The 11,815-nt window shown below is 56.5% G+C and carries 13 protein-coding genes and 1 riboswitch; of the genes, 6 read left to right on the forward strand and 7 right to left on the reverse strand.

Annotated features, from left to right (window positions below):
- The 5 genes from thiS to ACOTYN_RS22930 all read right to left on the reverse strand — a co-directional run bounded on the left by thiS (window position 1) and on the right by ACOTYN_RS22930 (window position 4,206).
- Entirely contained in the window at window positions 1-201 is a 201-nt protein-coding gene (thiS, locus tag ACOTYN_RS22910; protein WP_014882071.1) for a sulfur carrier protein ThiS, read from the reverse strand.
- On the reverse strand, window positions 185-940 hold the full coding sequence (gene thiF / locus ACOTYN_RS22915; protein ID WP_047028103.1) for a thiazole biosynthesis adenylyltransferase ThiF: 756 nt from the start codon (window positions 938-940) through the stop codon (window positions 185-187). Before thiF ends, thiS begins: the two co-directional genes overlap by 17 nt.
- Window positions 933-1,568 carry a thiamine phosphate synthase gene (thiE, locus tag ACOTYN_RS22920; protein ID WP_045135538.1) on the reverse strand — a complete coding sequence of 212 codons (636 nt, stop codon included), beginning with the start codon at window positions 1,566-1,568 and terminating at the stop codon, window positions 933-935. The genes thiF and thiE overlap by 8 nt, the downstream gene beginning before the upstream one ends.
- Window positions 1,568-3,463, reverse strand: coding sequence for a phosphomethylpyrimidine synthase ThiC (thiC, locus tag ACOTYN_RS22925; RefSeq protein WP_332959163.1), 1,896 nt, complete (start codon window positions 3,461-3,463; stop codon window positions 1,568-1,570). The genes thiE and thiC overlap by 1 nt, the downstream gene beginning before the upstream one ends.
- Before the next feature lie 79 nt (window positions 3,464-3,542).
- Window positions 3,543-3,654, reverse strand: a riboswitch (TPP riboswitch).
- 54 nt (window positions 3,655-3,708) lie between these two features.
- Entirely contained in the window at window positions 3,709-4,206 is a 498-nt protein-coding gene (locus ACOTYN_RS22930) for an Rsd/AlgQ family anti-sigma factor (RefSeq protein ID WP_014882075.1), read from the reverse strand.
- 95 nt (window positions 4,207-4,301) lie between these two features.
- Here ACOTYN_RS22930 and nudC point away from each other — a divergent pair, with 95 nt between their 5' ends.
- The 6 genes from nudC to ACOTYN_RS22960 all read left to right on the forward strand — a co-directional run bounded on the left by nudC (window position 4,302) and on the right by ACOTYN_RS22960 (window position 8,654).
- The gene (gene nudC / locus ACOTYN_RS22935; protein WP_023338926.1) at window positions 4,302-5,075 is read left to right on the forward strand and encodes an NAD(+) diphosphatase; all 774 of its coding nucleotides are present in this window, start codon (window positions 4,302-4,304) and stop codon (window positions 5,073-5,075) included.
- 38 nt (window positions 5,076-5,113) lie between these two features.
- A complete protein-coding gene (hemE, locus tag ACOTYN_RS22940; RefSeq protein ID WP_071922702.1) occupies window positions 5,114-6,178 on the forward strand; it encodes a uroporphyrinogen decarboxylase in 1,065 nt (354 codons plus the stop codon).
- Between the two features lie 9 nt (window positions 6,179-6,187).
- Window positions 6,188-6,859 carry a deoxyribonuclease V gene (gene nfi, locus ACOTYN_RS22945; protein WP_023331768.1) on the forward strand — a complete coding sequence of 224 codons (672 nt, stop codon included), beginning with the start codon at window positions 6,188-6,190 and terminating at the stop codon, window positions 6,857-6,859.
- Between the two features lie 41 nt (window positions 6,860-6,900).
- The gene (locus tag ACOTYN_RS22950; RefSeq protein WP_014882079.1) at window positions 6,901-7,491 is read left to right on the forward strand and encodes a YjaG family protein; all 591 of its coding nucleotides are present in this window, start codon (window positions 6,901-6,903) and stop codon (window positions 7,489-7,491) included.
- A 186-nt stretch (window positions 7,492-7,677) separates the two neighbouring features.
- Complete coding sequence (gene hupA, locus ACOTYN_RS22955; RefSeq protein ID WP_002445246.1) at window positions 7,678-7,950, forward strand: nucleoid-associated protein HU-alpha; 273 nt, start codon at window positions 7,678-7,680, stop codon at window positions 7,948-7,950.
- An 11-nt stretch (window positions 7,951-7,961) separates the two neighbouring features.
- Window positions 7,962-8,654 carry a DUF1481 domain-containing protein gene (locus tag ACOTYN_RS22960; protein WP_014882080.1) on the forward strand — a complete coding sequence of 231 codons (693 nt, stop codon included), beginning with the start codon at window positions 7,962-7,964 and terminating at the stop codon, window positions 8,652-8,654.
- A gap of 48 nt (window positions 8,655-8,702) precedes the next feature.
- On the opposite strand, the gene purD is transcribed toward ACOTYN_RS22960, so the two are convergent.
- Window positions 8,703-9,995 carry a phosphoribosylamine--glycine ligase gene (gene purD / locus ACOTYN_RS22965; RefSeq protein WP_023331769.1) on the reverse strand — a complete coding sequence of 431 codons (1,293 nt, stop codon included), beginning with the start codon at window positions 9,993-9,995 and terminating at the stop codon, window positions 8,703-8,705.
- 16 nt (window positions 9,996-10,011) lie between these two features.
- A complete protein-coding gene (gene purH, locus ACOTYN_RS22970) occupies window positions 10,012-11,601 on the reverse strand; it encodes a bifunctional phosphoribosylaminoimidazolecarboxamide formyltransferase/IMP cyclohydrolase (protein ID WP_023331770.1) in 1,590 nt (529 codons plus the stop codon).
- Between the last annotated feature and the right edge of the window lie 214 nt (window positions 11,602-11,815).

An 11,815-nucleotide genomic window follows, 5' to 3' on the forward strand; every position in this document is an offset into this window, starting at 1 on the left:
TCAGCCCCCTGCGATAACCTGAAACAGCAGGATCTGGTCGCCGTCATTGACCTGCTGATGTTCCCACTGCTCGCGCGGCAGGATCTGTTGATTGAGTGCCAGCGCCGTTCCCGGCTTGAGCTGACGTAACTTATCGAGCAGGGCGGCAATGGTCAGCCCGTCGTCGCAGCTTATCGGCTCATCGTTAAACAGAATGCGCATCGCGGCCTCCGCATACCGGGCAGTGGCTGGCGCGGTTTAAGGCCAGATGGCGCCAGCCGCCTGAACGAGCGTCGAACAGCCGCAGCGTATTACGTTCCGTCTCCATGCCGCTGAGCAGCTTGATGGCCTCAAGCGCCTGAAGGGTGCCCATCACTCCGACTACCGGGCCAAGAATGCCTGCCGTGCGGCAGTTGCGTGCGGGCTCTGCATCGTCCGGCCACAGGCAGCGATAGCAGCCCTGCGCCCAGGGGGGCGTCAGGACCATCATCTGTCCGCCGAACCCCACCGCGCTGGCGGTGATCAGGGGCGTGTTATTGATCACGCAGGCGGCGTTGATCGCCTGACGCGTCGCCATGTTGTCAGTGCAGTCCAGCACCACGTCGGCAAGGGCGACCTCACGGTGCAGATTTTCATCGCTCAGCCGCGTCTGGAGTGCAATCAGTTCGATATCCGGGTTGAGCTGATTCAGCCTCTGGCGGGTAATCTGCGCTTTGGGTTGATTAATGTCCTTTGTCGTGAAGAGGATTTGTCGCTGCAGGTTGCTGAGGTGCACCTCGTCGTCGTCGGCCAGCACCAGCGTACCGATACCTGCGCCTGCCAGATAAAGCGCGGCGGGGGCGCCTAATCCGCCCAGACCAACAATCAACACCCGGCTGGCGAGCAGCTTTTGCTGCCCGTCGATGGCGATATCCTCCAGCAGAATTTGACGGCTGTAGCGCATAAAATCGCGGTCATTCATCGCCCGCTCCTGCCAGCTGTAAAAGCCGTGCCGTGGCCGCCTGCCAGTCCGCCGCCTGGGTAATCGCGCTGACGACGGCGATACTGCCGACGCCGGTTTCCAGTACCGCAGGGGCGCGTTCAAGGCTTATCCCGCCAATGGCAACGGTGGGATAATCGGCCAGGCGCTTAACGTGTAACGCCAGCTGTGTTAAACCCTGTGGAGCGGAGGGCATCTGCTTGGTTTGCGTCGGAAAAACGTGGCCGAGGGCAATGTAGGAGGGGCGCGCCGCCAGTGCCACGTCAATTTCCATATCGTCGTGTGTCGACACTCCCAGCCGCAGCCCGGCTTTGCGGATAGCGTTAAGATCGGTAGTTTCCAGATCTTCCTGACCCAGATGGACGCCGTACGCCTGGTGCTTAATGGCCAGCCGCCAGTAGTCGTTGATAAACAGACGAGCGTGGTAGCGTCGTCCCAGCGCGATGGCGGCGATAACGTCGGCCTCAACTTCTTCATCGCGCTTATCCTTGATGCGCAGCTGGAGGGTGCGAACGCCTGCCTCCAGCAGGCGTTGGATCCACTCCACGCTGTCCACCACCGGATAGAGCCCTAAACGGAAGGGCACGGAGGGGAAATCAGGCTGGTACATTAGGCCTCCTCTTTTTTGAGGTAGATCTCGCCGCCTTTCGCGCGGAAGGTTTCTGACATGTCTGCCATACCCACTTCGATGGTCTGTGCGGCGGCGTAGTCGCGTACCTCCTGGCTGATTTTCATCGAGCAGAATTTTGGACCGCACATGGAGCAGAAGTGTGCCACCTTGCCCGATTCCTGCGGCAGGGTTTCGTCGTGGTAGGCGCGGGCTGTGAAGGGGTCCAGCGCCAGGTTGAACTGATCTTCCCAGCGGAATTCAAAGCGCGCCTTCGACATGGCGTTATCGCGGATTTGCGCCCCCGGGTGGCCTTTCGCCAGATCCGCCGCATGAGCGGCAATCTTGTAGGTAATCAGTCCTTGCTTCACGTCCTCTTTATTTGGCAGGCCCAGGTGCTCTTTCGGCGTGACGTAGCAGAGCATGGCGCAGCCGAACCAGCCGATCATCGCTGCACCAATCCCGGAGGTGAAGTGGTCGTAGCCCGGCGCAATATCGGTGGTCAGGGGCCCCAGAGTATATAACGGCGCTTCGTGGCAGTGCTCCAGCTCCTCGGTCATATTGCGGCGGATCATCTGCATAGGCACATGTCCAGGGCCTTCAATCATCACCTGTACGTCATACTCCCAGGCAATTTTTGTCAGTTCGCCCAGCGTGTGCAGCTCGGCAAACTGCGCTTCGTCGTTGGCATCGCGAATGGAGCCCGGACGCAGGCCGTCGCCCAGCGACAGGGATACGTCATAGGCGGCGCAGATTTCGCAGATCTCGCGGAAGTGTTCGTAGAGGAAGTTTTCCTGATGATGTGACAGACACCATTTTGCCATGATGGACCCGCCGCGGGAGACGATGCCGGTCAGACGTTTTGCGGTCATCGGCACGTAGCGCAGCAGCACGCCAGCGTGAATCGTGAAGTAGTCCACGCCCTGTTCCGCCTGCTCCAGCAGCGTGTCGCGGAAGGTTTCCCAGGTGAGGTTTTCGGCGATGCCGTTCACTTTCTCCAGCGCCTGATAAATCGGGACGGTACCAATCGGGACCGGGCTGTTACGCAGGATCCACTCGCGTGTTTCGTGAATATAACGGCCAGTTGAGAGGTCCATTACTGTGTCCGCGCCCCAGCGCGTTGACCAGACCAGCTTTTCTACCTCCTCTTCGATGGAGGAAGTGACGGCAGAGTTACCGATATTGGCATTGACCTTCACCAGGAAATTGCGGCCGATAATCATCGGTTCGGATTCCGGGTGGTTGATGTTGGCAGGGATAATCGCGCGGCCAGCGGCCACTTCGTCACGCACAAACTCCGGCGTGATGTTTTCCGGCAGGCGAGCGCCAAACCCTTCACCTGGATGCTGGTGGCGTAGCACTTCGCTACGGATACGCTCGCGGCCCATGTTTTCACGAATGGCGATGAACTCCATCTCCGGCGTGACGATTCCCTGGCGCGCATAGTGCAGCTGGGTCACGCGTTTGCCCGCTCTGGCGCGTTTTGGCGTCAGCAAGCCGGTGAAGCGCAATTCGTCCAGACCGTCGTCGGCCAGGCGCGCTTTGGTGTACGACGAGCTTTGTTCGTTGAGTTCTTCACAGTCGTTACGTGCGTCAATCCACGGCTGGCGCAGCTTTGCCAGACCCCGCTGAACGTTGATGGCAACTTCAGGATCGCCATACGGGCCGGAGGTGTCATACACCGGGACGGCTTCGTTGTCTTCATATTGCGGGTTATCTTTGCTGCCGCCGATAAGCGTCGGGCTAAGCTGGATTTCGCGCATCGGCACGCGAATGTCGGCCTGCGAACCGGTGATGTATATGCGCTTCGAGTTCGGGAAAGCGGTACCTTCCAGGGTATCGATGAAGTGTTGGGCGTGTTCGCGCTGTTCGCGACGGGTCAGTTTAGTGGTAGACATAGCTCATTCCAGAAGTGAAGGACATGGCTTGTCAGACGACGGATGAAGCAAGAGAAGATCGCCTCTGGGGCGATACAACAGCAGTGTGACTCTTGTTCCCTTCGCAGGTATTAACCTGATCAGGTTCCGCGGATCCCGAATTAACGGTCTCAGCCCGCGCGTTTAAGCGCTGGGCACTCCGACAAGAAAAATCCCCCTCCGCAGAGGGGCGAATGGTTGTAAATTACGCGTTAACGATTAAGAACTCAAGCAGGGCGCGCGATGTTATCTTCGTTACTCACATCCAGGCCGTTATCCAGGACGAGGGCGATCAGCCTGTCTTCCAGCGTGAATCGCTCTTCCAGCGCTTCGCCAAGATCGGAAAGCGCCTGCTGGAACTCAAGATAATTGTCGTGATCGATGGCATTTTCGAGCGTGGAATCGTAGTAATCCATGATCTGCTGGGTGTTGGCTTCCAGCAGCGGATAGAGTTTACTGGCCGCTAAATACGGCGTTGTCCCTTCCATTTCGCGGATAATACGTTCATAAATATTGAAATGTCCGTCGGACAGGTAGTCGACCAGGCTCTGACAAAAATCATCCAGCGCTTTTTCATTCAGCCGCATAAACGATTCTTTGCCAGGCTTAATACCGACCAGATTGTAATAAGCCACGAGTAGATGCTTGCGTACATGTAGCCAGCGATCCACCAGTTTGTTACTTCCTCTAACGCGCTCAGTCAGGCTTTCTAGCTGGTTTAACATGGTTGACTCCGCATGGTTGAGAATTGAATCTGCTTATCCAAAATGTAACCACAATGCTAACAACATGTCAGTGAAGCGAAGGTAGTGCAATAGATATGGATCGTATTATTGAAAAATCAGATCTGGGTTGGTGGATCGTCAGTCACGAACAAAAACTATGGCTTCCTGCCGGGGAGATCCCTTATGGCGCAGCAGAGGCGTTTGATCTTGTTGGCCAGCCAGCACTGAAGATTGGTGAATGGCAGGGGGATGCAGTGTGGTTGATCCAACAGCCTCGCCGTCAGGAGATGGGATCGGTTCGTCAGGTGCTGGATCAGGATGTTGGCTTGTTCCAGCTGGCGGGGCGGGGCGTCCAGCTGGCGGAGTTTTACCGCTCGCATAAATACTGCGGCTACTGCGGCCATACCATGCACCCGAGCAAAACCGAGTGGGCAATGCTCTGCGGCCACTGCCGTGAACGTTACTATCCGCAGATTGCACCCTGCATTATCGTCGCCATTCGCCGTGAGGATACTATCCTGCTGGCGCAGCATACCCGCCATCGCAACGGCATTTATACCGTTCTTGCCGGTTTCGTCGAAGTGGGTGAAACGCTGGAGCAGGCGGTAGCGCGTGAAGTGATGGAAGAGAGCGGGATCAAGGTGAAAAACCTGCGCTACGTAACGTCTCAGCCGTGGCCATTCCCGATGTCCCTGATGACGGCGTTTATGGCGGAATACGACAGCGGTGAGATCGTTATCGATCAGAAAGAGCTGCTGGACGCGAACTGGTATCGTTATGACGATTTGCCTCTGTTACCGCCACCCGGCACCGTGGCGCGTCGGCTGATAGAAGATACCGTGGCGATGTGTCGGGCCGAGTATGAGTAGTGTTACACTGAGGCCATGACGCTTAAGGAACTGCAAAAATGACCGAACTGAAGAACGATCGTTATCTGCGTGCGCTGCTGCGCCAGCCCGTTGATGTCACCCCGGTGTGGATGATGCGCCAGGCAGGACGCTATCTGCCAGAGTACAAAGCCACGCGTGCGCAGGCAGGTGATTTTATGTCGCTGTGCAAAAACGCTGAGCTGGCGTGTGAAGTAACGCTCCAGCCGCTGCGCCGCTTCCCGCTGGATGCCGCCATTCTCTTTTCGGACATTCTGACCATTCCGGATGCAATGGGCCTTGGCCTGTACTTTGAAACCGGCGAAGGCCCGCGTTTTACCTCCCCGATCAAAAGCAAAGCCGACGTGGATAAGCTGCCGATCCCCGATCCGGAAGGCGAACTGGGCTATGTGATGAACGCCGTGCGCACCATTCGCCGTGAGCTGAAAGGCGAAGTGCCGCTGATTGGCTTCTCCGGTAGCCCGTGGACGCTGGCAACTTACATGGTTGAAGGTGGCAGCAGCAAAGCTTTTACCGTGATCAAAAAAATGATGTACGCCGAGCCGATGGCTCTGCATGCGCTGCTGGACAAGCTGGCGAAGAGCGTCACGCTCTATCTCAACGCGCAGATTAAAGCGGGCGCGCAGTCAGTGATGATTTTCGATACCTGGGGTGGCGTACTGACCGGGCGCGATTATCAGCAGTTCTCCCTGTATTACATGCACAAAATCGTTGATGGCCTACTGCGTGAAAACGAAGGCCGCCGCGTGCCGGTGACGCTGTTCACCAAAGGTGGCGGTCAGTGGCTGGAAGCGATGGCGGCGACCGGCTGCGATGCATTGGGTCTCGACTGGACGACCGATATCGCTGATGCTCGCCGTCGCGTGGGCGACAAAGTGGCGCTGCAGGGCAATATGGACCCGTCCATGCTCTATGCACCGCCAGCCCGCATTGAAGAAGAAGTGTCGACTATACTCTCTGGTTTCGGCCAGGGGGAAGGCCACATCTTTAACCTCGGCCACGGCATTCATCAGGATGTTCCGCCAGAGCATGCAGGCGTATTTGTGGAGGCGGTGCATCGGCTTTCTGCCCAGTATCACCAGTAAGGAGTGGTTATGGATCTCGCGTCGCTACGCGCTCAGCAAATTGAACTGGCTTCATCGGTGATCCGCGAGGATCGCCTGGATAAGGATCCCCCGCAGTACATTGGCGGAGCGGACGTCGGATTCGAGCAGGGTGGTGAAGTGACGCGAGCGGCGATGGTGGTTCTGAAATACCCTTCGCTGGAGCTGGTTGAGTACAAGGTGGCGCGTATCGCCACCACTATGCCGTACATTCCGGGTTTCCTCTCCTTTCGCGAGTATCCCGCGCTGCTGGCAGCATGGGAGCAGCTCTCGCAAAAACCTGACCTGCTGTTTGTGGATGGGCACGGTATCTCGCATCCGCGCCGTTTAGGCGTGGCCAGCCATTTTGGGCTGCTGGTGGATGTGCCGACCATTGGCGTCGCCAAAAAACGCCTGTGTGGCGCGTTTGAACCACTTTCCCCCGAGCCGGGTGCGCTGGCGCCGCTTATCCATAAAGGCGAGCAGCTGGCGTGGGTCTGGCGCAGCAAAGCGCGCTGTAATCCGCTGTTTATCGCGACCGGTCACCGGGTGAGCATGGACAGCGCACTGGCGTGGGTTCAGCGCTGCATGAAGGGCTACCGTTTACCGGAGCCAACCCGCTGGGCGGACGCCGTCGCTTCCTCGCGTCCGGCTTTTGTTCGTTGGCAGGAAATTCAGCCGTGATTCAGGTAAACTGCGGCTAATTTTCGATTCGAGACATCATCATGTTACAAAACCCGATTCATCTGCGCCTTGAGAAGCTGGAAAGCTGGCAGCACGTCACCTTTATGGCTTGCCTGTGCGAGCGCATGTATCCCAACTATGCCGCGTTCTGTAAGCAGACGGGCTTTGGTGATGGTCATATCTACCGCCGCATTCTGGATTTGATCTGGGAAACGCTGACGGTCAAAGACGCAAAGGTGAATTTCGACTCCCAACTGGAAAAGCTGGAAGAGGCGATCCCGGCCGCGGATGATTTTGATCTGTACGGTGTCTATCCGGCCATTGATGCCTGCGTGGCATTAAGTGAGCTGATCCACTCCCGTCTGAGTGGCGAAACCCTGGAGCATGCTATCGAAGTCAGTAAGGCATCCATTACGACCGTTGCGATGCTCGAAATGACCCAGGAAGGCCGTGAAATGACCGACGAAGAGCTGCGAGCTAACCCGGCGGTTGAGCAGGAATGGGATATCCAGTGGGAAATTTTCCGCCTGCTGGCAGAGTGTGAAGAACGTGACATTGAGCTGATCAAAGGGCTGCGTGCGGACTTACGTGAGTCGGGCGAGAGCAATATTGGTATAATTTTTAACCAATGAGACAACAAAACGTGATTTAACGCCTGTTTTGTCGCACCTCGACTCTTCCCTTCTGCCCCCCGTCTGGTCTACATTTGGGGGGCGAAAAAAAGTGGCTATCGGTGCGTGTATGCAGGAGAGTGCTTTTTTGGCATTTTCGTCGCACTCGATGCTTAGCAAGCGATAAACACATTGAAAGGATAACTTATGAACAAGACTCAACTGATTGATGTAATTGCGGACAAGGCTGATCTGTCTAAAGTGCAGGCTAAAGCTGCTCTGGAATCTACCCTGGCTGCTATTACTGAGTCTCTGAAAGAAGGCGATGCTGTACAACTGGTTGGTTTCGGTACCTTCAAAGTGAACCACCGCGCTGAGCGTACTGGCCGCAACCCGCAGACCGGTAAAGAAATCAAAATCGCCGCAGCTAACGTGCCGGCATTTGTTTCTGGTAAAGCACTGAAAGACGCTGTTAAGTAAGACGCGTGGCAGTGAACAGTTTTAGCGAAGGGGCGGCAACGCCCCTTTTGTCATTCTGGCGTGGAACGCTCGCGCTGGCAGGCGTGCTTCTGCTGTCTGCCTGCAGCCACGACACCTCTCTGCCACCGTTTACCGCCAGCGGGTACGCTGACAATCAGGGTGCGGTGAGGATATGGCGCAAAGATTCCGGCGGCGAAGTGCATCTGCTCTCCGCTTTCAGTCCGTGGCATAACGGCAATACGTCGACCGCGGAGTATCGCTGGCAGGGTGATTACCTGTCGCTGATTGAACTGAACGTCTACAGTAAAACCCCCGAACATGTGAAAGTGCGTTTTGACGACCATGGTGAGCTGAGCTTTATGCAGCGTGAAGTGAGTGGTCAAAAACAGCAGCTTTCCAGCGATCAGATTGCCCTCTACCGCTATCGTGCTGAACAAATCCGCCAGACCAGCGATGCGCTTCGTCTTGGACGTGTGGTGCTGCGTCAGGGGCGCTGGCATAACGATGGCACGGTAACCACCTGCGAAGGGCAGACGGTGAAGCCTGAGCTTGAATCCTGGGCGACCGAACATATTCAACGCCGTCAGCGTCATTCATCAATGGAAGTGAGTGTGGCGTGGCTTGAGGCGCCGGAAGGCTCTCAGCTGTTGCTGGTGGCGAACGAAGATTTCTGCACGTGGCAGCCGACAGAGAAGAGTTTTTGACGTAAATCCCCTCTCCCTTGAGGGAGAGGGTTAGGGTGAGGGGGAAAATTACTCGCCCTGCTCGCGCGCAATCGCACGATAACCAATATCCTGACGGCTAAAGCTTCCGTTCCAGTGAATATCCGCCATCAGCGCATAGGCACGCTTCTGCGCTTCTGCAACGGTATGACCCAGTGCGGTAGCACACAGGACGCGGCCGCCGTTGGTCAGTACGCGCTCGTCGTCAGACAGTTTCGTACCCGCGTGGAATACCTTCGCGCCGTCAATCTCTTCCAGCGGCAGGCCGTGGATTTCATCACCGGTGTTGTAGTTACCCGGATAACCGCCTGCAGCAATCACCACGCCCAGAGACGCACGTTCGTCCCACTCTGAGGTTTTCTCGTCCAGCTTGCCTTCGCAAGCCGCCAGACACAGATCGACCAGGTCCGATTTCATGCGCAGCATTATCGGTTGAGTTTCCGGATCGCCAAAGCGGCAGTTGAACTCAATAACCTTAGGGTTGCCCTGCTTGTCGATCATCAGACCTGCATAGAGGAAACCGGTGTAGGTATTCCCTTCCGCCGCCATGCCTTTCACGGTAGGCCAGATAATGCGGTCCATGGTGCGCTGATGTACTTCATCCGTCACCACCGGGGCAGGGGAGTAGGCGCCCATCCCGCCGGTATTAGGACCGGTATCGCCATTACCCACGCGTTTATGATCCTGGCTGGTGGCCATCGGCAGAACGTGCTCGCCGTCGACCATGACAATGAAGCTCGCTTCTTCGCCGTCGAGGAACTCTTCAATCACGATACGGTGGCCTGCATCGCCAAAGGCATTGCCAGCCAGCATATCCTGAACCGCGGCTTCCGCTTCTTCGAGGGTCATCGCAACGATAACGCCTTTACCGGCGGCCAGACCGTCGGCTTTAATAACGATCGGCGCGCCTTTTTCACGCAGGTAAGCCAGAGCTGGCTCCACTTCAGTGAAGTTCTGATATTCCGCCGTCGGGATGTTGTGACGTGCCAGGAAATCTTTAGTGAAGGCCTTAGACCCTTCCAGTTGGGCAGCACCTTCCGTTGGTCCGAAGATTTTCAGGCCAGCAGCGCGGAACGCGTCAACTACGCCAATCACCAGGGGCGCTTCCGGGCCGACAATGGTCAGATCGATTTTCTCATTCTGGGCAAAGTTCAGCAGGGCCGGGATATCGGTCACACCGATGGCGACGTTCTGCAAAGCGGGTTCCAGGGCAGTACCGGCGTTACCCGGTGCCACGAAGACCGTTTTCACCCGCGGAGACTGCGCCGCTTTCCACGCCAGGGCGTGCTCGCGTCCGCCGTTACCAATCACTAATACTTTCATTTTTCTGCTCCGGGAATTAATGGCGGAAGTGGCGCATGTCGGTGAAGATCATCGCGATACCGTGTTCGTCGGCGGCGGCAATCACTTCGTCGTCGCGGATAGAACCACCTGGCTGGATCACGCAGGTAATGCCTACAGCGGCTGCCGCATCGATACCGTCACGGAACGGGAAGAAGGCATCAGAGGCCATGGCGGAACCTTTCACTTCCAGCCCTTCATCACCTGCTTTGATCCCGGCAATTTTCGCAGAGTAGACACGGCTCATCTGGCCTGCGCCTATTCCGATGGTCATGTTCTCTTTGGCGTAGACGATGGCGTTGGACTTGACGAACTTCGCCACTTTCCAGCAGAACAGCGCGTCACGCAGCTCCTGCTCGCTCGGCTGGCGTTTGGTCACTACGCGCAGGTCAGCTTCTGTCACCATACCCAGATCGCGATCCTGAACCAGAAGGCCGCCGTTCACGCGTTTGAAGTCCAGACCCGGCACGCGATTTGCCCACTGACCGCAAATCAGTACGCGCACATTCTGTTTTGCTGCGGTGATTTTGAGCGCTTCTTCGGATGCCGATGGTGCAATGATCACTTCAACAAACTGTCGGGAGATGATGGCCTGCGCGGTTTGGGCATCCAGCTCGCGGTTGAAGGCGATAATGCCGCCAAACGCGGAGGTCGGGTCGGTTTTGTAAGCACGGTCGTAAGCGTCCAGAATAGAGGTGCTCACCGCCACGCCGCATGGGTTAGCGTGCTTGACGATAACGCAGGCTGGCTCGCTGAACTCTTTCACGCATTCCAGCGCAGCGTCGGTGTCAGCAATATTGTTGTAGGAGAGCGCCTTGCCCTGAACCTGCTGAGCGGTGGCAACCGAGGCTTCTTTGATCTCTTCTTCTATATAGAAGGCAGCCTGCTGGTGGCTGTTCTCGCCGTAACGCATATCCTGCTTCTTGATGAAGTTCAGGTTCAGCGTGCGCGGGAAGCGGCCAGAAGGATCGTTGCTTTCACCGTGGTAAGCCGGCACCAGGCTACCGAAGTAGTTGGCGATCATGCTGTCGTATGCAGCGGTGTGTTCGAAGGCTTTGATAGCGAGGTCGAAACGCGTGTCGAGCGTCAGTGACCCTTCGTTGGCATCCATCTCGCTAATAATGGTGTTGTAATCGCTGCTCTTCACCACGATGGCCACATCTTTATGGTTCTTGGCTGCAGAGCGCACCATGGTCGGGCCGCCGATATCAATATTTTCTACCGCATCTTCCAGAGAGCAGCCTTCGCGGGCAACGGTCTGGGCAAACGGGTAGAGGTTAACGACAACCATGTCGATTGGCGCAATATCATGCTTTTCCATAATGGCATCGTCCTGGCCTCGACGGCCAAGAATACCGCCGTGCACTTTCGGATGCAGAGTTTTGACGCGTCCATCCATCATCTCCGGGAAACCGGTGTAATCGGACACTTCGGTTACCGGCAGACCTTTATCTGCTAACAGGCGTGCGGTGCCGCCTGTAGAAAGCAGCTCCACACCGCGTGCAGAAAGTGCCTGAGCGAATTCGACGATACCGGCTTTATCAGAAACACTGAGCAGAGCGCGGCGGACTGGACGACGTTGTTGCATGGTAAATCCCCTGGATTTCACGATTACAGAGAGCGTTAGATGAATTTTCCTGCGAAAAACTCATCTAACACACCTGACGAGGCATCCTTGTGAAGCGCGAGCATTTTAACGAAAACGTTTGCGCAACGCTCGCACATTTTTACTTTTTCGTATCATTGTGGATAAGTCTGTGTGTAAAAGGGTATAAGGCGGGGTTTTGCTGTGGAATGCAGCA

Origin of the sequence: Enterobacter cloacae complex sp. IR5458 (assembly GCF_049238025.1) — a bacterium.
GTDB lineage: Bacteria > Pseudomonadota > Gammaproteobacteria > Enterobacterales > Enterobacteriaceae > Enterobacter > Enterobacter kobei.

Bases quoted from the DNA above. Each gene is read 5' to 3' on its own strand.
- thiC (WP_332959163.1), bottom strand. From the start codon at position 3,463: ATGTCTACCACTAAACTGACCCGTCGCGAACAGCGCGAACACGCCCAA.
- thiE (WP_045135538.1), bottom strand. From the start codon at position 1,568: ATGTACCAGCCTGATTTCCCCTCCGTGCCCTTCCGTTTAGGGCTCTAT.
- nfi (WP_023331768.1), top strand. From the start codon at position 6,188: ATGGATCTCGCGTCGCTACGCGCTCAGCAAATTGAACTGGCTTCATCG.
- purH (WP_023331770.1), bottom strand. From the start codon at position 11,601: ATGCAACAACGTCGTCCAGTCCGCCGCGCTCTGCTCAGTGTTTCTGAT.
- thiS (WP_014882071.1), bottom strand. From the start codon at position 201: ATGCGCATTCTGTTTAACGATGAGCCGATAAGCTGCGACGACGGGCTG.
- hupA (WP_002445246.1), top strand. From the start codon at position 7,678: ATGAACAAGACTCAACTGATTGATGTAATTGCGGACAAGGCTGATCTG.
- hemE (WP_071922702.1), top strand. From the start codon at position 5,114: ATGACCGAACTGAAGAACGATCGTTATCTGCGTGCGCTGCTGCGCCAG.
- purD (WP_023331769.1), bottom strand. From the start codon at position 9,995: ATGAAAGTATTAGTGATTGGTAACGGCGGACGCGAGCACGCCCTGGCG.
- nudC (WP_023338926.1), top strand. From the start codon at position 4,302: ATGGATCGTATTATTGAAAAATCAGATCTGGGTTGGTGGATCGTCAGT.
- thiF (WP_047028103.1), bottom strand. From the start codon at position 940: ATGAATGACCGCGATTTTATGCGCTACAGCCGTCAAATTCTGCTGGAG.
- ACOTYN_RS22930 (WP_014882075.1), bottom strand. From the start codon at position 4,206: ATGTTAAACCAGCTAGAAAGCCTGACTGAGCGCGTTAGAGGAAGTAAC.
- ACOTYN_RS22950 (WP_014882079.1), top strand. From the start codon at position 6,901: ATGTTACAAAACCCGATTCATCTGCGCCTTGAGAAGCTGGAAAGCTGG.